19 protein-coding genes are annotated in these 20,797 nt (G+C 69.8%); 10 read left to right on the top strand and 9 right to left on the bottom strand.

Annotated elements, in window-relative coordinates; translation table 11 throughout:
* The first annotated feature begins 112 nt into the window (after window positions 1-112).
* The 7 genes from nadC (at window position 113) to OG251_RS17235 (ending at window position 4,740) form a co-directional block, all read left to right on the top strand.
* A complete protein-coding gene (gene nadC, locus OG251_RS17265) occupies window positions 113-1,162 on the top strand; it encodes a carboxylating nicotinate-nucleotide diphosphorylase (RefSeq protein ID WP_326678027.1) in 1,050 nt (349 codons plus the stop codon).
* Window positions 1,162-1,959 (top strand): type III pantothenate kinase, encoded by a 798-nt coding sequence (locus OG251_RS17260; protein ID WP_073719613.1) that lies wholly within the window; start codon window positions 1,162-1,164, stop codon window positions 1,957-1,959. Before nadC ends, OG251_RS17260 begins: the two co-directional genes overlap by 1 nt.
* Before the next feature lie 216 nt (window positions 1,960-2,175).
* Entirely contained in the window at window positions 2,176-2,757 is a 582-nt protein-coding gene (locus OG251_RS17255) for a hypothetical protein (RefSeq protein WP_326681296.1), read from the top strand.
* A gap of 107 nt (window positions 2,758-2,864) precedes the next feature.
* A complete protein-coding gene (locus tag OG251_RS17250; RefSeq protein WP_326678026.1) occupies window positions 2,865-3,044 on the top strand; it encodes a hypothetical protein in 180 nt (59 codons plus the stop codon).
* 145 nt (window positions 3,045-3,189) lie between these two features.
* Window positions 3,190-3,645 carry a BlaI/MecI/CopY family transcriptional regulator gene (locus OG251_RS17245; protein WP_326678025.1) on the top strand — a complete coding sequence of 152 codons (456 nt, stop codon included), beginning with the start codon at window positions 3,190-3,192 and terminating at the stop codon, window positions 3,643-3,645.
* 9 nt (window positions 3,646-3,654) lie between these two features.
* Window positions 3,655-4,260: an amino-acid N-acetyltransferase gene (locus OG251_RS17240; protein WP_326678024.1), complete on the top strand. Its 606-nt coding sequence runs from the start codon at window positions 3,655-3,657 to the stop codon at window positions 4,258-4,260.
* A 144-nt stretch (window positions 4,261-4,404) separates the two neighbouring features.
* On the top strand, window positions 4,405-4,740 hold the full coding sequence (locus tag OG251_RS17235) for a histone-like nucleoid-structuring protein Lsr2 (RefSeq protein ID WP_073719617.1): 336 nt from the start codon (window positions 4,405-4,407) through the stop codon (window positions 4,738-4,740).
* Here OG251_RS17235 and OG251_RS17230 read toward each other — a convergent pair.
* Window positions 4,719-5,438, bottom strand: coding sequence for an SCO3374 family protein (locus OG251_RS17230; RefSeq protein WP_326678023.1), 720 nt, complete (start codon window positions 5,436-5,438; stop codon window positions 4,719-4,721). The genes OG251_RS17235 and OG251_RS17230 overlap by 22 nt on opposite strands.
* 450 nt (window positions 5,439-5,888) lie before the next feature.
* On the opposite strand from OG251_RS17230, the gene OG251_RS17225 reads away from it, so the two are divergent.
* A complete protein-coding gene (locus OG251_RS17225) occupies window positions 5,889-8,417 on the top strand; it encodes an ATP-dependent Clp protease ATP-binding subunit (RefSeq protein ID WP_326678022.1) in 2,529 nt (842 codons plus the stop codon).
* Window positions 8,418-8,506: 89 nt separating this feature from the next.
* Here the strand turns inward: OG251_RS17225 and OG251_RS17220 are convergent, their stop codons facing one another.
* A complete protein-coding gene (locus OG251_RS17220; RefSeq protein ID WP_442818423.1) occupies window positions 8,507-11,746 on the bottom strand; it encodes an NACHT domain-containing protein in 3,240 nt (1,079 codons plus the stop codon).
* A gap of 5 nt (window positions 11,747-11,751) precedes the next feature.
* On the bottom strand, window positions 11,752-12,108 hold the full coding sequence (locus OG251_RS17215; protein WP_326678020.1) for a trypco2 family protein: 357 nt from the start codon (window positions 12,106-12,108) through the stop codon (window positions 11,752-11,754).
* Window positions 12,109-12,564: 456 nt separating this feature from the next.
* Between OG251_RS17215 and OG251_RS17210 the strand changes: the two genes are divergently transcribed.
* Entirely contained in the window at window positions 12,565-13,320 is a 756-nt protein-coding gene (locus tag OG251_RS17210) for a M23 family metallopeptidase (RefSeq protein WP_326678019.1), read from the top strand.
* A 125-nt stretch (window positions 13,321-13,445) separates the two neighbouring features.
* Here the strand turns inward: OG251_RS17210 and OG251_RS17205 are convergent, their stop codons facing one another.
* Window positions 13,446-14,045 (bottom strand): TetR/AcrR family transcriptional regulator, encoded by a 600-nt coding sequence (locus OG251_RS17205; protein WP_326681295.1) that lies wholly within the window; start codon window positions 14,043-14,045, stop codon window positions 13,446-13,448.
* Between the two features lie 126 nt (window positions 14,046-14,171).
* Here OG251_RS17205 and OG251_RS17200 point away from each other — a divergent pair, with 126 nt between their 5' ends.
* Window positions 14,172-15,833 carry an MDR family MFS transporter gene (locus tag OG251_RS17200; RefSeq protein WP_326678018.1) on the top strand — a complete coding sequence of 554 codons (1,662 nt, stop codon included), beginning with the start codon at window positions 14,172-14,174 and terminating at the stop codon, window positions 15,831-15,833.
* A 132-nt stretch (window positions 15,834-15,965) separates the two neighbouring features.
* Here OG251_RS17200 and cseC read toward each other — a convergent pair whose 3' ends face one another.
* The 5 genes from cseC to OG251_RS17175 all read right to left on the bottom strand — a co-directional run bounded on the left by cseC (window position 15,966) and on the right by OG251_RS17175 (window position 20,621).
* The gene (gene cseC / locus OG251_RS17195; RefSeq protein WP_326678017.1) at window positions 15,966-17,303 is read right to left on the bottom strand and encodes a two-component system sensor histidine kinase CseC; all 1,338 of its coding nucleotides are present in this window, start codon (window positions 17,301-17,303) and stop codon (window positions 15,966-15,968) included.
* Window positions 17,300-18,013, bottom strand: a complete 714-nt coding sequence (gene cseB, locus OG251_RS17190; RefSeq protein WP_073719623.1) for a two-component system response regulator CseB — start codon at window positions 18,011-18,013, stop codon at window positions 17,300-17,302. The genes cseC and cseB overlap by 4 nt, the downstream gene beginning before the upstream one ends.
* A 102-nt stretch (window positions 18,014-18,115) precedes the next feature.
* On the bottom strand, window positions 18,116-18,862 hold the full coding sequence (locus OG251_RS17185) for a hypothetical protein (RefSeq protein ID WP_326678016.1): 747 nt from the start codon (window positions 18,860-18,862) through the stop codon (window positions 18,116-18,118).
* On the bottom strand, window positions 18,850-19,497 hold the full coding sequence (locus tag OG251_RS17180; protein WP_326678015.1) for a SigE family RNA polymerase sigma factor: 648 nt from the start codon (window positions 19,495-19,497) through the stop codon (window positions 18,850-18,852). The genes OG251_RS17185 and OG251_RS17180 overlap by 13 nt, the downstream gene beginning before the upstream one ends.
* 221 nt (window positions 19,498-19,718) lie before the next feature.
* Window positions 19,719-20,621, bottom strand: coding sequence for an A/G-specific adenine glycosylase (locus tag OG251_RS17175; protein ID WP_073719626.1), 903 nt, complete (start codon window positions 20,619-20,621; stop codon window positions 19,719-19,721).
* Between the last annotated feature and the right edge of the window lie 176 nt (window positions 20,622-20,797).

Here is a 20,797-nt window from a genome sequence, read left to right as displayed (position 1 = left end):
GGCCCGCGACCGACCGGGACCGGGACCCGGGCCGCTGAGCGAACCCCGCACCACCCGCGGCCCGGCCGCACCGACCCGTACCACCCGCAGACGCCCCCGAGGAGCCGTAACCGTGAGCACGCCCGAAGAGAATCCGCGCCCCACACCCGTGGACGTACCGCTGATCCAGATCGGCGCGCCCGCACCGTCCGCGGGCGGCTGCGGCGACGACTGCGGCTGTGGCGACGGCTACGACCCCGACGGCCTGGAGTGCGGTCTGGACCCCGCGCTCGCCCAGCTCCTCGCCGAGGCGGGTCTGGACCCCGTCCAGGTCGAGGACGTCGCCCATGTCGCGATCGAGGAGGACCTCGACGGCGGTGTGGACATCACGACCGTGGCGACCGTGGACGAGGACGCCGTCGCCACCGGTGACTTCACCGCCCGTGAGGCGGGCGTGGTCGCCGGTCTGCGGGTCGCCGAGGCCGTCCTGTCCATCGTCTGCACCAGCGAGTTCGAGGTCGAGCGCCATGTCGAGGACGGCGACCGCGTCGCCCCCGGCCAGAAGCTGCTGACCGTCACCACCCGCACCCGTGATCTGCTCACCGGCGAGCGCAGCGCGCTCAACCTGCTGTGCCGCCTCTCCGGCATCGCGACCGCCACCCGTGCCTGGGCCGACGTGCTCGAAGGGACGAAGGCGGAGGTCCGCGACACCCGTAAGACGACGCCGGGCCTGCGCGCCCTGGAGAAGTACGCGGTGCGCTGCGGCGGCGGGGTCAACCACCGCATGTCGCTCTCCGACGCGGCCCTGGTCAAGGACAACCACGTCATCGCGGCGGGCGGGGTGGCCAAGGCGTTCAAGCGGGTGCGGGAGGAGTTCCCCGATGTACCGATCGAGGTCGAGGTCGACACGATGCAGCAGGTCCGCGAGGTGCTCGACGCGGGCGTCGACCTGATCCTGCTGGACAACTTCACACCGGGCGAGACCGCCGAGGCCGTCGCCCTGGTCGGTGGCCGCGCGGTGCTGGAGTCCTCCGGCCGGCTCACCCTCGACTCGGCCCGCGCCTACGCCGAGGCGGGCGTCGACTATCTGGCCGTCGGCGCGCTCACCCACTCCTCGCCGATCCTCGACATCGGCCTGGACTTCCGGGACGCCGCCCCGGCCACCGGTGAGGCCCGCGCCTGATGCTGCTCACCATCGACGTCGGCAACACCCACACCGTCCTCGGCCTGTTCGACGGCGAGGAGATCGTCGAGCACTGGCGGATCTCCACCGACGCCCGCCGCACCGCCGACGAGCTCGCCGTACTGCTCCAGGGGCTGATGGGCACGCATCCGCTGCTCGGCATGGAGCTGGGCGACGGCATCGAGGGCATCGCGATCTGCGCCACCGTCCCGGCGGTGCTGCACGAGCTGCGGGAGGTGACCCGCCGCTACTACGGCGACGTCCCCGCGGTGCTCGTGGAGCCCGGCATCAAGACCGGGGTGCCGATCCTGGTGGACAACCCGAAGGAGGTCGGCGCGGACCGCATCATCAACTCGGTCGCCGCCGTCGATCTCTACGGCGGTCCGGCGATCGTGGTCGACTTCGGCACGGCCACCACGTTCGACGCGGTGTCCGCCCGCGGTGAGTACGTGGGCGGAGTCATCGCCCCCGGTATCGAGATCTCGGTCGAGGCACTCGGGGTGAAGGGCGCCCAGCTCCGCAAGATCGAGCTGGCCAAGCCGCGCAGTGTGATCGGAAAGAACACCGTCGAGGCCATGCAGTCCGGCATCGTGTTCGGCTTCGCGGGCCAGGTCGACGGCGTCGTGGCGCGGATGAAGAAGGAGCTGGCGGGCGACCCCGAGGACGTCACGGTCATCGCGACCGGTGGCCTTGCTCCGATGGTGTTGGGGGAGTCCTCCGTCATCGACGAGCACGAGCCGTGGCTGACGCTCATCGGGCTGCGTCTCGTGTACGAGCGCAACGTCGCACGCATGTAGGCACTGCCGGGACGGACGGCCGGCGGGGCGCCGGACGCGGGCGGCTCACCTGCGACAACGCCCGCCGACGGCGTACCGCCGCCCACCGCGGAACCGTCGGCCGAGCCCCGGTGAAGTCCCGGCGGGCGCCGCGCCGCCATCGGCCAGTTAAACGGATTTTGTCCATTTAGCACGTATTGTCGCGTCATGCCCACGCCCTACGGATCACGAGGCGGCATGGCGTTCGGTGCGGACGAGCTGCGGGTGCTCCGACGTGCCCTCGCCATCGCCCTCCACCCGACGCCCCTGCCCGACGAGGATGTCCAGGACTGCCTGCGGCTCGCGGGTGCCGTGGACGAGGCGGTCAGCGAGGCGGGGAGACTGCGCGCGTTCCTCCTCGCCGATCTCGCCCGCTACCGCGAAGCTCTCCCCGGCTCCGTCACCGGCTATCTGGAGCTCCTCCAGGACGCCGTGGCCGCCGGTTACGACCCCCGTCCGGACGATCTGGCCGCCCTGCGGGCCCTGCGCGGCAGGCCGGTCGCGGCAGCGCTCCTGGAACGCTGCCAGGTACTCGCGGAACGGTCCGTACGGGCCCGGCTCGCCGGCCGCTCCGTCGCGGTGACGGCCCCGGCGCCCCGAGGCCGGCTGCTCGCCCTGCCCGGCGGCCGCGCCGCGGAGCGGGAACCCGAGCGCCCCAAGGCCCCGGCCGCGCCAGGCCGTCCGCAGACCCCCGGGGAGCGGCCGATGCCCAAGCCCTCCGAGGTGTTCCCGCCCCGCCGCCGGCCCGTGCCGCCGCCCGGCGAGCGCGCGGCGGGCTGAGGCCCGTCCCCGCGATCGCCGATCCCGGGAACTTCCCCGGCAGGACGCGGCGTCCTCCTCGGGAGGGCGCCGCGTCCCGCTGATCGGGGCTCGCTACTCTGGACGGCATGGACTACGTATCCGCGCTCGTGCCCCCCGTGGTGATGGCCGTCTTCTTCATCGCCCTGATCGTGGTGATCGTCAAGAGTCAGGGCGGTCCTAACAAGACCAAGGAAGACGCCGCCGTGGACGCGACGCTCGCCCGCGTGGAGTCGGCGAAGCAGACCGCTCGTCCGGAGAGTGTCTGACCGCTGGGCAGCGGCCCCGCGCACCCGTCCGGCGGGCGCGCGGCGCACCCCGTGCACCGTCAAGGGCGTACGGCTCATGGGAGCCGTACGCCCTTTCGCTGTGTAATACCAGCTCATTCAAGACATCTGGCACTAAGGTGACGCTGTGCCTCGCCAATTGGGAGAGCTGGAAGACGCCGTGATGACTCGCGTCTGGCAATGGAACCGTCCGGTCACTGTGCGGGAAGTCCTTGAGGACCTCCAGCAGGAACGGTCCATCGCCTACACGACTGTCATGACGGTAATGGACAATCTCCATCAGAAGGGCTGGGTACGCCGGGAAGTCGATGGCCGGGCATATCGATATACGGCCGTCTCCACCAGGGCCGCGTACTCGGCCGCACTCATGAACGAAGCGTGGTCCCGCAGTGACAACCCGGCGGCCGCTCTGGTCGCGTTCTTCGGCATGATGTCCGCGGAGCAGCGCGAAGCCCTCCAGGACGCGGTCCGCATGGTTTCCCCGGGTCTCACCGACCCGCCACCCACAAGCCCCTCCGGCGACGCGTCGCCCGGTACCGACGTGCCTGTGGCCGATGACGCGGCGCCGGAGAGCGGGCGATAGCGTCGGGGCATGTCCTCAGAGCTGCCGCATACCGAAGAGCCACCGGATACCGAAGAGCTGTCGCATACCGGGCCGCATACCGATTTTGATACCGACCCGTCGGTAAAAAGGCCCGCGATCACCGTCCGGCGTGCCAGGACGAGCGATGTGGCGTCGGTCCGCCGACTCCTCGACGGGTACGTGACCGAAGGGATCCTGCTCGACAAAGCGACGGTCACGCTTTACGAGGACATCCAGGAGTTCTGGGTCGCGGAACGCGACGAGGACGCGCGGGTCATCGGCTGCGGCGCACTCCATGTGATGTGGGAAGACCTCGCTGAAGTGCGCACCCTTGCCGTCGATCACAGCATCAGAGGTGGCGGAGTAGGTCATCACGTACTGGACAAGCTCTTGCAGACCGCACGCTGGCTCGGTGTACGGCGGGTTTTCTGTCTCACCTTCGAAGTCGACTTCTTCGCGAAGCACGGCTTCGTCGAGATCGGAGAGACACCGGTCGACACAGATGTCTACAGTGAGCTGCTGCGTTCCTATGACGAAGGTGTCGCGGAGTTCCTCGGTCTCGAACGAGTGAAGCCGAACACCTTGGGCAACAGCCGGATGCTTCTGCACCTGTGATCGACAGAAGATGCCGGAACCCTATGTCCGAATCGCGCATGTTTCCCGCGTTCTTGAGCTCCTGAACCTCTCCCGGGGGTTTGTGTTTTCCGGGGAAAAGCGGTTTCCTTTCCGCGTACTCCATTTTCGATGAAAGGAAATCCGGTGGCACAGAAGGTTCAGGTCCTTCTTGTCGATGACCTCGACGGTGTCGAGGCGGACGAGACCGTGACGTTCGCACTTGATGGCAAGACGTACGAGATCGACCTCACCACGTCGAACGCGGACAAGCTCCGTGGTCTTCTTGAGCCGTACACCAAGGGTGGCCGTCGTACCGGTGGCCGTGCCGCTACCGGCCGTGGCAAGGGCCGCGCCGTTGCCGGTGGTAACAAGGACACCGCCGAGATCCGTAAGTGGGCGCGCGAGAACGGCCACAATGTGAATGACCGCGGCCGCGTTCCCGCCGAGATCCGTGAGGCTTACGAGAAGGCCAACGGCTGAGCTGCCGACCCATCGGTCAGCAGCCCCATCCGGGCGCGCGACAGCCGGACCCGGTGGCATTCCGTCGCCACCGCGTCCACCAGCCGTACGAGATCGGGGGCACCCCCACCGCTGCTCCCGAAGCCCGCGAGAGCCGGAAGTGTCGGCTCCACCTCGTGCCCCGGTGCGGGGGGCCGCAGCCAGAACGCGGCCCCCGGTGAGCTTTCCGGCGCTCCGGCCGGTGCCGGGGCCGTGATGCGGCCACCGGTGCCGAGAACGGTCAGATCGAGGGCGACGCCGCCCCACTCCAGCCAGTCGAGCAGTCCCGGCAGTTCATCGGCGCTTCCCGCGGCCACCAGCAGCCTCATCCGCGCTCCGGCCAGTGCCACCGGGCCGGTGCGTACGGCACGCCGCAGGACCGCGAGGCCGGCGTCGGCGGGCAGCTCCAGCACATCGAAGCGCAGCCCGGTGAGCAGCCGTACGGGAGCCCTTCCCGCGGTGACCCAGCCGAGTTCGCGCTCGTACCACCGCGCCAGGGCGTCAGCGGCACCGTCGGCGATACCGGTGGCATCACTGACACCAGCGGTACCGGTGGCACCAGCAGCAACGGTGGCTTCGGCGGCACCAACGGCACCGGAGGCAACAGCACCACCACCGGCATCCCCGGTGTGTGCGCGGGCTTCCGGGGACGAGCGGGGCGGCGGGACGGTGAAAGCCATGTCCGATGAACAGCCGAACCACCCCTGGGGTTACGCAGGGTTCCCGGCCGATCGCACTGGGTGCCCGTCCTGGGGGCGTGCGGGGGCATTCAGGAGCGCGGGGATGTTCGCCCGTAGCGGAGGGAACCGGGGCGCGCCGCATGGACTGTCAGTGATTGCGGGTAAGACTTTCCTAGTGGGAAGGGGCGACACGCAGGCCGAGGCGTCTCACGTTCGCCATCGGCGTACTGGCGAAAGGGGTATCTGCCTGGCCTGCGGGAACATCGTCTCGCACCATCGGGTTGGAGCAGTTGTCAGCTGTTCGGCAGTAAGTTTCCCCGCCGGTGCGGGGGTGATCCGGACGGATGTCGGCAGTTGGAATGAGCTGTCCCGTCCTGCGGGACTAGCATGCGGAAGGACTGGGAGGGGACCGACCCCTCACTGACCGACCGCTCTGAGGAGCGATTAACGATGTTCGAGAGGTTCACCGACCGCGCGCGGCGGGTTGTCGTCCTGGCTCAGGAAGAAGCCCGGATGCTCAACCACAACTACATCGGCACCGAGCACATTCTCCTGGGCCTTATCCACGAGGGTGAGGGTGTCGCCGCTAAGGCCCTGGAGAGCCTCGGGATTTCGCTCGAGGCGGTCCGCCAGCAGGTGGAGGAGATCATCGGTCAGGGGCAGCAGGCCCCGTCCGGCCACATCCCCTTCACTCCCCGTGCCAAGAAGGTCCTGGAGCTCTCGCTCCGCGAGGCCCTTCAGCTGGGTCACAACTACATCGGCACCGAGCACATCCTGCTCGGCCTGATCCGCGAGGGCGAGGGCGTCGCCGCCCAGGTCCTCGTGAAGCTGGGCGCCGACCTGAACCGGGTCCGGCAGCAGGTCATCCAGCTGCTTTCCGGGTACTCGGGCGGCAAGGAGGCGGCCACCGCAGGCGGCCCCGCGGAGGGCACGCCCTCCACCTCCCTGGTGCTCGACCAGTTCGGCCGGAATCTCACCCAGGCCGCTCGTGAATCCAAGCTCGACCCGGTCATCGGGCGCGAGAAGGAGATCGAGCGGGTCATGCAGGTGCTGTCCCGCCGTACCAAGAACAACCCGGTCCTCATCGGCGAGCCCGGCGTCGGCAAGACGGCGGTCGTCGAGGGCCTGGCGCAGGCCATCGTCAAGGGCGAGGTGCCCGAGACCCTCAAGGACAAGCACCTCTACACCCTGGACCTCGGTGCCCTGGTCGCGGGCTCCCGCTACCGCGGTGACTTCGAGGAGCGCCTGAAGAAGGTCCTCAAGGAGATCCGCACCCGCGGCGACATCATCCTGTTCATCGACGAGCTCCACACCCTCGTGGGTGCGGGCGCCGCCGAGGGCGCGATCGACGCGGCGAGCATCCTCAAGCCCATGCTGGCGCGAGGCGAGCTCCAGACCATCGGCGCCACCACGCTCGACGAGTACCGCAAGCACCTGGAGAAGGACGCCGCTCTTGAGCGCCGCTTCCAGCCCATCCAGGTCGCGGAGCCGTCGCTGCCGCACACCATCGAGATCCTCAAGGGTCTGCGCGACCGTTACGAGGCCCATCACCGGGTCTCCATCACGGACGAGGCGCTGGTGCAGGCCGCGACGCTGGCGGACAGGTACATCTCGGACCGCTTCCTGCCGGACAAGGCGATCGACCTGATCGACGAGGCCGGTTCCCGGATGCGCATCCGCCGGATGACCGCGCCGCCGGACCTCCGCGAGTTCGACGAGAAGATCGCGGGTGTCCGCCGCGACAAGGAGTCGGCCATCGACTCCCAGGACTTCGAGAAGGCAGCTTCCCTCCGCGACAAGGAGAAGCAGCTGCTGGCGGCGAAGGCCAAGCGGGAGAAGGAGTGGAAGGCCGGCGACATGGACGTCGTCGCCGAGGTCGACGGCGAGCTGATCGCCGAAGTCCTGGCCACCGCCACCGGTATCCCGGTCTTCAAGCTGACGGAGGAGGAATCCTCCCGTCTGCTGCGCATGGAGGACGAGCTCCACAAGCGCGTCATCGGCCAGAAGGACGCCATCAAGGCCCTCTCGCAGGCGATTCGCCGTACGCGAGCCGGTCTGAAGGACCCGAAGCGCCCCGGTGGCTCGTTCATCTTCGCCGGCCCGTCCGGTGTCGGTAAGACCGAGCTCTCCAAGACGCTCGCCGAATTCCTCTTCGGCGACGAGGACGCGCTGATCTCCCTCGACATGTCGGAGTTCAGCGAGAAGCACACGGTTTCCCGCCTCTTCGGTTCGCCCCCCGGTTACGTGGGTTACGAAGAGGGCGGCCAGCTCACCGAGAAGGTGCGCCGCAAGCCGTTCTCCGTCGTCCTCTTCGACGAGGTCGAGAAGGCCCACCCCGATATCTTCAATTCCCTGCTCCAGATTCTGGAAGACGGTCGCCTGACCGACTCCCAGGGCCGGGTCGTGGACTTCAAGAACACGGTCATCATCATGACGACCAACCTCGGGACCCGGGACATCTCGAAGGGCTTCAACCTGGGCTTCGCCGCCCAGGGCGACGTCAAGACGAACTACGAGCGCATGAAGACCAAGGTCAACGAAGAGCTCAAGCAGCACTTCCGGCCCGAGTTCCTCAACCGTGTCGACGACACGGTGGTCTTCCACCAGCTGACCGAGGAAGACATCATCCAGATCGTCGACCTCATGGTCGCCAAGGTGGACGAGCGCCTCAGGGACCGCGACATGGGCATCGAGCTCAGTGCCGAGGCCAAGTCACTGCTGGCGAAGAAGGGCTACGACCCCGTGATGGGCGCCCGGCCGCTGCGCCGGACGATCCAGCGCGAGATCGAGGACATCCTCTCCGAGAAGATCCTCTTCGGTGAGCTGCGTCCCGGTCACATCGTGGTCGTGGGCACCGAGGGCGAGGGTGACGAGAAGAAGTTCTCGTTCCGCGGCGAGGAGAAGTCGGCACTGCCCGACGTCCCGCCGATCGAGCAGGCGGCAGGCGGCGCCGGCCCGAACATGACGAAGGAAGCGTAGGGGCGCGTAGCGCCCGAGCGTGCGGGGGCTGCCCCGGACCGGTTTCGACCGGTCCGGGGCAGCCCCTTTTTCGGGGCAGGATTCCGGCTTCACTTCGGGAGAACCTGGAGCCGGGGGCCCAGCTCCTCCCGTCCGAGAAGAGCACTGAAATGGCTGCCGTGGATCGTCACGCGCAAATCGGGCCACCGGTGCAGGGGAGTGAGGTCCAGTTCCCCCGTCGACGTGGCTGGGGTCAGTATCAGGTGAGTGAGGCCGGGGAAGAGCCGACCGACCGCGGTCAGGTGCCCGCCGTCACGGGGAGCCGGAACGCTCAGGATCCTGAGCGATGTGACCGGGGCAACGCTGAAGGCCGGGTACTCCCAGGGCAGCGAATCGAGTTCGAGCCAGGTGATCCGAGGACTCGTCCGCAGCGCTGTCAGCAGGTGGTCGAGTGAGCCGACCTGTCCGATCTTCAGCCTGGAGAGCGATTCCCATGCGGCCAGGCCGTCCAACACCGCTGCCCGATTGGTCTCCACACTCAGGTGGTCCACTCCGGTGTGCACCGGTAGTGCGCTCAACTCACTCGATTCGAGGCCGCTGATCTCCAGATGGGTCAGCCGCTCGATGTGCGGGACCGGGGACAGGAAGTCGGCAGCACGACGACCCATGTGCACGTGCAGTGTGTCGAGCACGCTCAGTGCCGTGAGCGGCATGAGGCTTTCGACGGCGGTGCACCTCGTGAGCCCCAGATGCTCCAAGGTGTCGCTCTGCGTGCTGAGGGAGGAGAGATCGGCGATACGGCGGTTCACGTGCAGTTGCAGGCTTGCCAGCTTCACATCCACCAGCGCGGCACGCAGTTCCTCCTCCAGCAGATCACCCAGGAGAGCGAGGTGTCGCAGGGTCGGCAGATGGCGCAGAGCGTGCAGCTGTGCCCGCTGAGCCACGATGTAGCGCTGGGTCAGGTCCCAGTGGGCCAGCACGTCTTCGGCGAACTCCCGTGCCGGGAAGGCGGACCAGTCCACCGCCAAGGCCACGGCCCCCGCCGGGTGGACGGCCGACCAGTCCCGTGCGTAGGGGATGGCCGCGCGGCCACCGACCCTGCTGAGCAGCTGCACCACGTGCTGGGCGAGCGGGTCGTCGACCGCCACGCTCTCGGGCGGCGGCAGGAAGGACAGTGCCGCATCGCCGAGCTGGGCGAGCGCCTGCACCTGGCCGTCGTCGGTGGGCGGGAACAGCGCTCGCAGGGTGTGCCGGACCCGTTCCCGTACCGCACCGTCGAGCCAGGCCGCGTGCTGCCCGCACAGAGCGGCCAGGACGTAGAGGTCGGTGCGGGCCGTCGTCCGTTCCCCGTACTTCAGGCCCGTGTCCAGCAGACCACCCACCAGCAGAGCGAGCTGGTGGCGGCTGCAATGCCCCGCAGCCAGCAGGATCACGTCCTGCCAGGCTTCCTCGTCCGCGTGGCGCAGCAGCTCGTTCAGGTGGTCGTCCTCGATGAGCTCCTTCGCGGCGAGGAAGTCCTGGAAGGTGCGGTGGACGAACTGGTAGGTGTCGTCGCTGTGCTCCTGGAGGAGACCGCTGCGGTTGAGGAGATGGGTGAGGATCTTCTCGGGCGGCCCCTGAGCGCTCACCCGCTCCATTCCGGTCAGGCCACGGGCCAGCTGGCGCAGGGCCTGTTCGCGGGTGAACTCGGACTGGCCCTCGCGGACCAGCCAGACGGCGAGGCGCTGGAGGAGCTGGGTGTGCTCCTCGACGTCCATCTCGATGCCCTCGGGGTCCCCGATGCGGCGGCGCCGGTCCCGGTGGCCGAGCAGCATCTCCAGGGACGAGCGGTACAGCTTCCAGCGGGTCTCGGGGAGGAACCCCTCGCGGCGGCGGTGCAGGGCGCAGATCACCGCGCAGAGCAGCGGGGTGCGGGCCAGCTCGCGCAGACCGGGGTTCCGGTCGAACTGCCGGGACAGGTCGCCCTCCAGCTCGTCCAGCCGCTCCCGGTCGTCCGCCTCGGTCAGCCGGGCCGCCCGGTGCCAGGAGGCCACGAACGCCTGGATGTCCTCGTCCCGCATCGCCAGCAGCCGCAGCTCCTCGAATCCCTCCGAGCGCAGCCAGTCCGGCTCCACGGCGAGCGGCCGGACGGTCGCGACGCACCGCGTGTCCGGGTAGCGGCGCAGTAACTGGGACAGCCAGCTGTGCGCCTGTTCCCGGTCCTCCGGCGGCACCTCGTCCAGTCCGTCGACCAGCAGCAGCGCCCGGCCCGACTCCAGGACCCGGCCGGCCCATCCCTCGGGGGCCCGGTCGACCACCAGACCGGCCGCGTCGGCCAACTGCGCGGGCCCCGGGAACGTACCGCCACGGGCCCGCAGGGTGCGCAGCGGCACCACGAAGGGCACCAGGCCGTTCAGCGGGGCCAGCGCGCCGTCCAGGGTGCGGGCCGAGGCATGGGCGGCCAGCCACCACAGCAGGGTGGTCTTCCCGGCGCCCGCCTCGCCCCGCAGCAGGACCCGGGGGCGGTCGGTGAGCAGGGCGTCGATCCGCTGCGGCGGAGTGGGCGCGTGCTTCGCCGTCCGGCCCGCCGGTGCCTGCGCCTCCAGGCTGAGGTAGGCGGTGTCCAGGTCCCATTCCGCGTCGTGCCGGCCCAGTTCGTCCAGCCCGAAGATCTTCGTACGCCGGTACGCGGCGCCGATCGCGTCCGCGTACTCCTCCCCGTACCGCAGGTCCACCGGGAAGTGGCCGTGTACGCGTTCGTGGCGCGGGTCCATGCCGGACTGGCGGCAGACGAGCTGGAAGGGCTTCGCGCCGAGCAGGCCGCCGAGCGGCACGCACTCGACCCGCCGTCCGCCGCGCCCGTCGGGGATCTGGCGGGCGATGCCGAGCAGGACGTCCCCGGCGAATACCGGCCCGCCGGAGAGACCGGCCAGCACGGAGGGCTCGCCGTCCGGGCGGGGGGCCGGCGGCCGGTCGAGTTCGCAGACCAGCAGGTCACGCATCCGCCCCGCGAGAGGAAGCACCGTCGCGGTGTACTGGTCGGCCTCCATGTGCTTCTCGGTGCCGTACCGCTGGATGCGGGGGAATCCGGTGATCTCGCAGCCGGGGATCGCCTGCTGGGTGTCGAGGAGGCCGAGCCGTACGGGGTCCACGGGCAGCATCGGAGCGGTGGTCCGGAGCAGCGCGGCGTCCAGGGCGTGGTCGATCCAGGCGACGGTCGCGCGGACCCGGCCCCGGAGGGGGTGAGCCGCGTAGCAGTGGGTGCCGTTCTTGACGACATGGGCACAGGTCAGGATCAGCCGGTCGGACAGCAGGACACCGCTGCCCTGGAGGGCGCCGGAGACCACGACCGTACGGTCGGCGGGCCGCACCTTCGTCACGGTCGCGCCGGCCCTCCCCCGAAGTGCGCGGTACTGCCCTCGTCCTCATGGCCGATCTCCCACGCTTCTCCGGTCACGGTGTTGCGGGGGGTCAGCGTGAAGGCGACCTTGTGCGTACGTCCGGTGGCGCGGGACGCGTCGGCGCCCGCCTCCACCACCCACGCCTTCACCTTGCCGCCCGCTCTGGCCTCCTTGCGGAGTTCGAGGGTGAACTCCATCTGGATGTCGCCGACCGCGAAGGAGACGGGGTGGTCCGTGGCCCGGGTCGCCGCCTCGACGAGCTGGTTGCGGATGGATTCGACGGCGTCGGCGAGCTCGATGCCGTCCAGCGCGTGGGTGTTCTCGTCGGTCATAGGGGGTCCCCCGGGAGCGGTTCCGGACTCTTGTCGGCGTGCTGCCGTTGCAGGCCGAAGGTCCCGAAACGGACAGCCTTTGGTCCCACCGGCGGTGACAAGGCGCACAGCCTGATCGGAGCGTACTAGGCGGCTTAGGAGACCGGGCGGTGATCGCCGGAGGGACCTTGGTCCCGGGGTGGGGAGGGGCGTTGGATGTTTCGGATGAAAAGCCTGTATCGCGGCGTGATGTCCGATTGGGGGTGCGCGGAACAGGGGCTAAACCTGTTCCGCGGAAAGGATTCCGAAGGCTGTCGGGCTTCCCCGGCGGGGCCCTTCGCGTCGAATTCCCGAGGGTTCGTCTACGGCTTTTGATCGTAGATGGGGGGGTTGAGCACGGGTTGGGGTGCGGGTTACCAAGGTGGGGCAAGCCCGGACAACACGCCGGGTCCACTCACCTCCGGAGGACTCCCCCGTATGTCGAAGCGCGCAACGATCCAGCACTCCACCCGCCCGTCCGTGTCCCGTGTCCGTGGCGCCGTCGTGGCCGTCGGCCTCGGCACATCGATGGTGCTCGGTGCGGGCGCCGCGTTCGCGTCCGGCACCACGGGCGCCACCGGCACCACCGCACTCGTCGGCAGCGTGACGGCCGACTCGGTCGCCCAGCAGGCGGCGGCGCAGGGCAAGGCGGCCACCACCGCCAAGAAGGCCGCGGCCGACAAGGCCGCGAAGGCCAAGCAGACGGCGGCCCAGAAGGCTGCCGACGCGAAGAAGAAGGCAGCGGCCAAGAAGGCGGCGGCGAAGAAGAAGGCCGCAGCCTGGGAGGCCCCGGTCGACCACTACAAGCTGAGCGCCAGCTACGGCACCGGTGGCGCCCGCTGGGCCGCCAAGCACTCCGGTCAGGACTTCGCCGTGCCGATCGGCACCAAGGTCGAGGCCGCCCACTCCGGCACCGTCGTCAAGGCGGGCCCGAACGGCGGCGGCGACGGCCCCGCGTACGGCAACGCCGTCGTGATCAAGCACTCCAACGGCAAGTACTCGCAGTACGCGCACCTGTCGAAGATCAACGTGCACATCGGCCAGCACGTGAACACCGGCCAGAAGATCGCCCTGTCCGGCAACACGGGCAACTCCAGCGGTCCGCACCTGCACTTCGAGATCCGCACCACGCCGAACTACGGCTCCGCGCTGAACCCGGTCGCGTTCCTGCGGTCCGTGCACGTCTCCGTCTGACGGGGACCGGCCCGGCCCGATGGGCCGGTGGACCGGACGGAGACCGGACCGACCCGGTGGACCTGATGGTGGGCGTGCCCGACCCGGTGGGCCTGACGGGGACCGGCCCGGCCCGCTGGGCCGGACTACGCTCCCGGAGCCCCGGAACCGGCCCCCGGGTCATGGGCTCGTGTCACCAGCTCGACGGCGACTTCGAGGACAGCCTTGCGCTTGTCCTCGGGGTCGCCGTCGACGTCGTTCATGCCGAACATCCCGGCGTGCAGCGTGAACAGCGCGCTGAAGCAGCGCACCTGGTCGGTGAGCGGTGCGTCGTTCTCCCGGATGAGGCCCACCAGGGTCAGGATCCGGCCCTTGATCGTGTGGCCGATGCTCAGGTCGCGAACGGTCGCCTGGTTCTCCTGCATGAAGCGGAAGAGCGGGGCCGCGCCGGCCAGTGCCTCGCTGTAGCGGGTCAGGATCTCCTTCTTCGTCTCCAGGGTGCGCGGCTGCGTCTCGCCCCAGGCGATCAGCTCTTCGACGGGCCGGTTGAGGTCCTCGAAGATGCTCTTGAGGATGTCTTCCTTGGTCTTGAAGTGGTAGTACAACGCGGCCTTGGTGACGTCCAGGTGTTCGGCGATCTCGCGCAGCGAGGTCTTCTCGTACCCCTGCTCGGCGAAGAGCTCCAGGGCGATGTCCTGAATGCGCTGGCGCGTGTTGCCCCGGCGCGGTTGCGGCGCACTGTCCATGCCCATCGTGCTCTCCCAGTACTTACTTGACGCCCGGCTAGTTGCGGGTCTACGTTCCCAGTCTAGTCAACTAGCCGGGCGGCAAGTAAGTGCTCGGTGTACCGGGGAAACAGGGGAGTGGGGACCATGGCGGAGCTGAGCAAGGCGTCTGCGGGGCGGACGGACGGAAAACGGGAGCCTGAGCCACGCAGCGTCCGGGTGGTGATACTCGCCCTGATGATCGCGATGCTGCTCGCCATGCTCGACAACATGATCGTCGGCACCGCCATGCCCACGATCGTCGGTGACCTCGGAGGCATGGAGCACCTGTCCTGGGTGGTCACCGCCTACACCCTGACGACCGCCGTCTCCACCCCCATCTGGGGCAAGCTCGGCGACCTGTACGGCCGCAAGGGCGTCTTCCTCACGGCCATCGTGGTCTTCCTGATCGGTTCGGTCCTGAGCGGCATGGCCCAGGACATGAGCCAGCTGATCGGCTTCCGCGCGGTGCAGGGGCTCGGTGCGGGCGGCCTGATGGTCGGCGTCATGGCGATCATCGGCGATCTCGTGCCGCCCCGGGAGCGCGGCAAGTACCAGGGGATGATGGCCGGCGTGATGGCCATAGCCATGATCGGCGGACCGCTGGTCGGCGGCGCCATCACCGACCACCTCGGCTGGCGCTGGAGCTTCTACATCAACCTGCCGCTCGGTGCGGTCGCCCTCGCCATGGTCACCGTCGTCCTGCACCTGCCGAAGAAGGAACGGTCGAAGGCGAACATCGACTACCTCGGCGCGGCACTGCTCACCGTCGGCATCACCTCGATCGTCCTCGTCACGACCTGGGGCGGTACGGAGTACGCCTGGGGCTCGGCCGTGATCATGGAGCTGATCGCGCTCGGCGTGGCAGCCCTCGTCGGCTTCCTCTTCGTCGAGCGCAAGGCTCCGGAGCCGATCATTCCGCTGCATATATTCCGCAACGGCAACTTCACCCTGATGTCGTTCATCGGCTTCATGGCCGGCTTCGTGATGTTCGGCGGAGTGCTCTTCCTGCCGCTGTTCCAGCAGTCGGTGCAGGGCGCGTCCGCGACCAACTCCGGACTGCTGCTCCTGCCGATGCTGCTCGCGATGATGATCGTCTCGCTGATCGCCGGACGGGTCACCACCAGCACCGGCCGGTACAAGATCTTCCCCATCGCGGGCAGTGCCCTGATGGTGACGGGCCTCTTCCTGCTCGCCCAGATGGACACCGGGACCTCGCGTCTCACCTCCGGCATCTACATGGCGGTGCTCGGTGCGGGCATGGGCTTCCTGATGCAGATCACCATGCTCGTCGCACAGAACAGCGTCGAGATGAAGGACATGGGCGTCGCCTCGTCCGCGACCACCCTCTTCCGTACGCTCGGCAGCTCCTTCGGCGTCGCGATCATGGGCGCGCTGTTCACCGGCCGGGTGCAGGACGAGATGGCGGCGCACGGTGGCGGAGCCGCCACGGCGAAGTCCGCCCAGCTGGACGCGGCAAGCCTGGCGAAGCTGCCGCACGAGCTGAGCGAGGCGTACAAGTTCGCGGTGGCCTCGGGCACCCACATCGCCTTCCTGGTGGGCGGCTCGGTGGCGGTACTGGCCCTGGTGGCGTCCCTGTTCGTCAAGGAGGTCCCGCTGCGGGGCGCGGGCCCGGCGGTCACCGCCGACGGTCAGCCGCCGGCGGACGACGTGACGGCCGCGGCTTCCGGTACCCCCGCGGCTTCGGATGCTTCCGACACTGCCGCGGCTTCCGGGGCGTCCGGCGCCAAGAAGTCGCAGACCGTCTGAGCAGTACGGGCACGACGAACAGCGCCGGCATCGTGAACAGCGGCGCGAGCCCAGCGGTACGTGGACGGGCCCCGGAGACACGTGAGTCTCCGGGGCCCGTCCACGTACCCACGCATGTCCACGCCTACGCGCTCACTCCGCGGGCTGCCGCTGCTCCGCCAGCTGAAGGATCGGGAAGCTCCCGGTGTTCGTCGGCGCGTGCTCCGGCAGCCACAGCACCGCTATCGCCCCGCCCGTCCCCTCCACCGCACCCATCGGCGCCGCGTTGCGGAAGGTCAGCCGGGCCCCCAGCACCCGCGCCTGCCCGGCCGCGATCGTCAGCCCCAGCCCGTGGCCGTTGCCGGCCCGGTCCGAGCTTCCCGTACGGAACCGGCTCGGCCCCTCCCGCAGCAGCGCCTCCGGGAAACCGGGCCCGTGGTCGCGGACCCGTACCACCCGGCCCTCGACCGTGACCTCCACCGGGGTGGATCCGTGCTTGGCGGCGTTGCCCAGCAGATTGCCGAGGATGCGTTCCAGGCGCCGCGGATCGGTGGAGACCCATGACTCGTGCACCACCCGCACCGTGACGTCCGGGTCCAGCAGGGCGATCCGGCGGCTGACGAACTCACCCAGCTGGACCTGCTGCAATTCCGCCCGCTCCGAGGCACTGTCCAGCCGCGCCACTTCGAGTACGTCCTCCACCAGCGTCCGCATCGCCTGCGCCCGGTCCCGCACCAGCTCGGTGGGGCGGCCCGGCGGCAGCAGCTCGGCGGCGGTGAGCAGCCCGGTCACCGGGGTACGCAGCTCATGGGCGATGTCCGCGGTGACCCGGCGCTCCGCCTCGATCCGCTCGTTCAGCGCGTCGGTCAGCGCGTCGACGGCCCGCGCCAGCTCATCGGTCTCGTCGCGGACGACCCCGCCGACGGCCTCCCTGACCCGTACGTCCGTGTGTCCCTGCGCGACCTTGCCGGCCGCGGCCGCCGCCTTGCGCAGCCTGCGCGACAGCTGGCCGCCGATCAGGACGCCCAGGGCGCAGCCGCCGAAGACCACCGAGACCGAGCCGATGATCAGCGCCCGGTCCAGGTCGTTCATGATCGTGTCGCTGCGGTCGGCGAACCGGGTGTGCAGGGAGAGGACGTCACCGTTGGCCAGCGGCACGGCCGCCCAGACGTCGGGCACCCCGTCGTCGAACTCCTCGACGTGTGTGGCGCGCCGGTTGTTGCGGACCTCGTCGCGCAGGCTCGGCGGCAGCGTGGGGTCGTTGAGCTTGGCACCGAACTTGGGAGCCGAACTCTTCATGTTCGACGCCTCGTAGAACCGCTGGGCACCCAGCAGCCGCTCCAGCTGCACCTCGCGGGCGTTCTCGATCATCGAGACCCGGGCCGCGTTGTGCACGACAAGGCTCAGCGCCACCGCGATGAGCGCGCCGACCGCCGCGATCGCGATGCTGATCTTCCAGCGGACACCGGTCCGCAGGGCCAGTTTCTTCATGCCCGGAGCTTGTAGCCGAAGCCGCGGACGGTCTCGATGCGGTCCTGCCCGATCTTGGTGCGCAGCCGCTGCACATGCACGTCCACGACCCGGGTGTCGCCGCCCCAGCCGTAGTCCCAGACCCGTTCCAGGAGCTTGTCGCGGGAGAGCACGGTGCCGGGTGCGGACGAGAACTCCAGCAGCAGCCGCATCTCGGTCGGCGTCAGTGCCACCTGCTCGCCCCCTTTGCGTACCTCCATGCCCTCGGTGTCGATCTCCAGATCGCCGAAGGCCAGCACCCCGCCCTCGGGTCCCGTGTCCAGGTCCGTACCGGCCACCGCCCGGCCGTCCGCCCCGGCCGCGTGGCCGAAGCGGCGCAGCACGGCCCGGATGCGGGCGACGAGCACGGCGCCGTCGAAGGGCTTGGTGACGTAGTCGTCCGCCCCGGCCTCCAGACCGAGCACCACATCGATCGAGTCGGCCCGCGCCGACAGCATGATCACGGGCACCGTCGACTCGTCCCGGATGCGGCGGCACAGGCTCACCCCGTCGAGGCCCGGCACCATCACGTCGAGCAGGGCGATGTCGGGCCGGTGGGCCCGGAACGCCTCCAGGCCGGAGAGCCCGTCGGGCATCGCGGTGACCGCGAAGCCGACCCGCTCCAGCGCGAGCTGGGTGGCCTCACGGATGACGTCGTCGTCCTCGACGAAGAGGACATGGGTCTCGGCCATGCGACTGCTTTCAGCTGCTCTCGGTTGCTCTGATTTCTTCGCGTCGATTCGCGTCGATTCGCGTCGATTCGCGTCGACAACTTCGCGTCGTCCGTCGCGGGCTCAGCTCTTCGTGGGTTCCGGCACGGGCTCGGAGAACGTGCCCTCCGTGCTGCCGACGGCCCGGTTGAAGTCGTTGTGCACCCGGTCGTGCTCGTTGAAGCGATCGCTCGCCCAGCGGTAGGTGACCACCTCCGAGCCGGAGGGGTAGGCGAGCGGGTCCTTCGACCCGTACACCTGCGTCGTCACCACCAGATCACCCCGGTCGATGGTGCCGTAGACCGCGGGGGTCTCGGCGGTGAAGACGTTCTGGTACGAGCCGTCGTCGCGCTGGCGGTACACATACGTCCCGACGCCCACCGAATCGGAGCAGGCCATCACGTTGATCACGACATCGGTCACGGGACCGTCGGTCATCGAGCCGTAGGAGGTGTCCACCGGGTACGCGTCCCCGGCGCAGGGCTTGAGGCCGTCCTTGACCCGCTCGCTCACCTTCGCGTCGCCCCGCAGCAGTGCCACGGCATCGACCCGCCTGGCGGGCTTCGCCGTGCCGGAGGGCGTGGCCGCGGGAGGCGTCGTGACCTGGGCGACCGGCTGGGTTCCCGCCGGGCCCTCGTCGCGGGTGCCGGTGCCGCCCGTGGAGCAGCCGACGCAGAACACCACGATGGCGGCGAGTCCGGCCAAGGCCGTACCACTCGCCGCCATGCCCGCCCGGAGCCTGGTGCTCCGGGCGGTAGTACCTCCACGATCGCCGTCGTGCGCGGGGCTGTCGCCCGCGCCGCCGTCGCCGCTGTCCGTCAGGCCGCGCACCGCTCCCGCCCCCGCTCGTCGTGGCGCCCGTTCCGCTGCGCCGGTGTGTGTGCACGCGCCCCGACGACCGTCGGGCGGCCGGAAGGACGGGCCGCGGTCGCCCGGTGGCCCTCGGCCTCGCGGCCGACCGCCTCGCGGCTCATGATCTCGCGGCTCTCCAGCTCCTGGCGCAGTCGTGCCAGCGCCCGGTGGAGTGTGCTCTTCACCGTACCGGCCGACATACCGAGCGCGGCAGCCGTCTCCTCGGTGCTCATCTGTTCCCAGTGTCGCAGCACGACGACGCTGCGCTGCTTGGGAGCCAGCACGCCCAGGATGTCCATCAGCAGCGCCCGGTCGGCACGCTGCTCGGTGCCGTCCTCGACGCTCGCGTCGGGCAGCTGCTCGGTGGGGATCTCCTCAAGCTTGCGGGCCCGCCACCACTCGGTACGCGTATTGATCATGACGCGGCGGAGATAGGCGTCGGCGAGGGACTTGTCGGCGATGCCGTCCCAGCGGCCGTACGTACGCACCAGAGCGGTCTGCAACAGGTCCTGCGCATCCACGGGGTCGGGGACGAGACGGCGTGCGCTGCGCAGCAGAGCATCCTGCCGGGTGCGTACATAGTCCTCGAATTCGAGCACCTCGCCCTGCGCCATTCCAACCGCCTCCGACCCCGTAGTTCCCCGTGTGTACTGCTGTCGGAGACGCTACGGAGGCGTTGTCACGAGGGTGTGCGCAGCAGCCATACGCCGACGCACGGCTGCCCATCGGTTGTGTAACAGCCCTGGTCCGACCCGGCCCTGCGACCGGGTCGGACCGGGGTGGACCGGGGTGGACCGGGGCGGAGCGGGCGGGATCCGGTCCGGTCGGGCCCGGCTCAGGTCAGCGGCAGCCGGTACTGACCGTCGGCCAGCGGTTCGACCAGCCCGTCGGCCACCAGCCCGTCCAGGGCGCGGGCCCGCTGCACGGGCTCGTCCCACACGGCGTCCAGTGCGGCCTGCGGAACCGGAGCCACCGACTCACGCAGGACCGCGAGCAGCCGGCCGCGTACCTGCCGGTCCGTACCGGCGTACGTCTGCCCACGGCGGGCAGGCCCCTGGTGCGCGGGCTTCCCGGCCAGCAGCCAGGCGCACTGCGAGGCGATCGGGCACTGCGAGCAGTCCTCGTTCCTGGCGGTGCACACCAGCGCGCCGAGCTCCATCGTCGCGGCCGCCCAGCGGGCCGCGCGTTCGTCCTCCTCGGGGAGCAGTGCCCTGGCGAGCTTGCGTTCGGCGGCGGTCGTCGCGTTCGGCGGGTACTGGATACCGGAGGCGGCGCGGGCGAACACCCGGCGGACGTTCGTATCGAGCACCGCGTGCCGTTGCCCGTACGCGAACGAGGCCACGGCCGCAGCCGTGTACTCGCCGATCCCGGGCAGCGCCAGCAGCTGGTTGTGCTCGCTCGGTACGTCGCCGCCGTGCCGTTCCGTTATCGCCTGCGCGGCCCCGTGCAGGCGCAGCGCCCGGCGGGGGTAGCCGAGCCGGCCCCAGGCGCGGACCGCTTCACCGGGCGCCTCGGCGGCCAGGTCGGCGGGGCGCGGCCAGCGGGCCAGCCACTGTTCGTACACCGGGAGAACCCGGCTCACCGGGGTCTGCTGCAGCATGAACTCGCTCACCATCACACCCCAGGCGCCCGCTTCGGGGCGGCGCCAGGGCAGATCGCGGGCGTGCTGCTCGAACCACCCGATGACGGGGGTGTGGAGGGACGTGGGGGGCGTGTGTGTCGAAGTCATGGCAGTCATCGCACGTCCGATCCTGGCACGGAAGACGGGGCGAGGGTCACGGGTGCGGGGGTGTCGGCCGTCCCGGCGGCCCAGGGGGCGAGAACGCCACCCGTTCTGTCCCCTCTGCCCCTGTCCAGCGGGTGCCCTCAGGGGTTCCGTGATGATGATCCGCAAAACTTCACGATCGGAGCGGC

This window comes from Streptomyces sp. NBC_01237 (assembly GCF_035917275.1).
GTDB lineage: Bacteria > Actinomycetota > Actinomycetes > Streptomycetales > Streptomycetaceae > Streptomyces.
Note: the sequence above shows the minus strand (reverse complement) of the source record. Positions and strands in the feature narration are given on the sequence as shown.

Excerpts from the sequence above, each read along its gene's own strand:
- OG251_RS17240 (WP_326678024.1), top strand. The coding sequence starts at position 3,655 with ATGTCCTCAGAGCTGCCGCATACCGAAGAGCCACCGGATACCGAAGAG.
- OG251_RS17180 (WP_326678015.1), bottom strand. The coding sequence starts at position 19,497 with ATGGCGCAGGGCGAGGTGCTCGAATTCGAGGACTATGTACGCACCCGG.
- OG251_RS17210 (WP_326678019.1), top strand. The coding sequence starts at position 12,565 with ATGTCGAAGCGCGCAACGATCCAGCACTCCACCCGCCCGTCCGTGTCC.
- OG251_RS17230 (WP_326678023.1), bottom strand. The coding sequence starts at position 5,438 with ATGGCTTTCACCGTCCCGCCGCCCCGCTCGTCCCCGGAAGCCCGCGCA.
- OG251_RS17215 (WP_326678020.1), bottom strand. The coding sequence starts at position 12,108 with ATGACCGACGAGAACACCCACGCGCTGGACGGCATCGAGCTCGCCGAC.
- OG251_RS17205 (WP_326681295.1), bottom strand. The coding sequence starts at position 14,045 with ATGGACAGTGCGCCGCAACCGCGCCGGGGCAACACGCGCCAGCGCATT.
- OG251_RS17260 (WP_073719613.1), top strand. The coding sequence starts at position 1,162 with ATGCTGCTCACCATCGACGTCGGCAACACCCACACCGTCCTCGGCCTG.
- cseC (WP_326678017.1), bottom strand. The coding sequence starts at position 17,303 with ATGAAGAAACTGGCCCTGCGGACCGGTGTCCGCTGGAAGATCAGCATC.
- OG251_RS17175 (WP_073719626.1), bottom strand. The coding sequence starts at position 20,621 with ATGACTGCCATGACTTCGACACACACGCCCCCCACGTCCCTCCACACC.
- OG251_RS17255 (WP_326681296.1), top strand. The coding sequence starts at position 2,176 with ATGGCGTTCGGTGCGGACGAGCTGCGGGTGCTCCGACGTGCCCTCGCC.
- OG251_RS17250 (WP_326678026.1), top strand. The coding sequence starts at position 2,865 with ATGGACTACGTATCCGCGCTCGTGCCCCCCGTGGTGATGGCCGTCTTC.
- OG251_RS17200 (WP_326678018.1), top strand. The coding sequence starts at position 14,172 with ATGGCGGAGCTGAGCAAGGCGTCTGCGGGGCGGACGGACGGAAAACGG.
- cseB (WP_073719623.1), bottom strand. The coding sequence starts at position 18,013 with ATGGCCGAGACCCATGTCCTCTTCGTCGAGGACGACGACGTCATCCGT.
- OG251_RS17225 (WP_326678022.1), top strand. The coding sequence starts at position 5,889 with ATGTTCGAGAGGTTCACCGACCGCGCGCGGCGGGTTGTCGTCCTGGCT.